The sequence below is a fragment of the Sporosarcina siberiensis genome, assembly GCF_042681925.1.
Lineage (GTDB): Bacteria > Bacillota > Bacilli > Bacillales_A > Planococcaceae > Sporosarcina > Sporosarcina siberiensis.
The window spans coordinates 1-1,033 of record NZ_JBHUGI010000028.1 but is presented as its reverse complement, the minus strand read 5'-3'; the positions used below and the strand labels follow the sequence as shown (position 1 = coordinate 1,033).

The window sequence follows — 1,033 nt, the reverse complement described above, 5'->3', positions numbered from 1 at the left end:
AAAACTAAGCTTTACCCCTACACATTGCGATGCCTGCGGCATTGTAAATCAAAACTATACAATCTATAAAAATGGAACACAGACTTCACGTATTACGCTTCCCTTCCTCGGGATGTATCCAGCATATTTACTGTTGAAAAAACAACGATTTATGTGTAAAGCTTGTCAACACTCGTTTACTGCCCAAACATCAGTCGTTAAAAAGAATTGTTATATTTCACAGAATGTGAAATCTTTAATCGTAATTAAGGCTTCAGAAGCGCGCTCTATTAAGTCGATTGCTAGAGATTGTTCTGTCTCATCTTCGACTATTCAAAGACAAATTAATGAAACAGCTAAACTATTTAAATCACATCACCAGGCTTTGCCTGAAAATCTTTCTTTTGATGAATTCAAATATGCAAAAGGCAAAATGGCATTTGAATACATCAATGCGATGACGGGAGACATTTTAGATATATTAGATCAACGTAACAAATTGACAATTAAAAATCATTTTATTACGAATTATAGTCTAGCTGATAGAAAATGCGTCAAGACCGTTACGATCGATATGAATGCAGGTTATGCAAGTGTTATAAAAGAATTGTTTCCCAATGCAGAAATTATCATTGATCGTTTTCATTTAGTTCAGCTCATCAACCGTTCGATGAATAAATGTCGGATTCAAGTGATGAATCAATTAAGTAAATCGAATGGAGAAGATCTGAAAAAGTATCGTAGATTAAAAGCTTTTTGGAAATTACTACTTAAAAATGCAACGGATATTTCCAGCACAGAGTATAAATACTATCGTCTGTTTGGACAGCGAACTGAATCCGGGATTATAGAAGAAATGTTAACGTATAGCCCGGTTTTAAAGGCCAATTACGATCTTTATCAATCCTTATTAAAAGCGATGAGAATGAAGGATTTTGAAACACTAAAATTTCACCTGGCTGAGTCAGTAAATCCACTTATTTCTGGTTATATGAGAACGAGTTTAAAGACACTTAGGGGACACCTTTCTTACATCGAGAATAGCTTTATTTAT

1 protein-coding gene is annotated in these 1,033 nt (G+C 34.1%); it reads left to right on the top strand.

Annotated features, from left to right (window positions below):
• Positions 1 to 1,033, top strand: a 1,033-nt coding sequence (locus ACFSFY_RS10900) for an ISL3 family transposase (RefSeq protein ID WP_381537976.1), incomplete at both ends; no start/stop codon positions are given.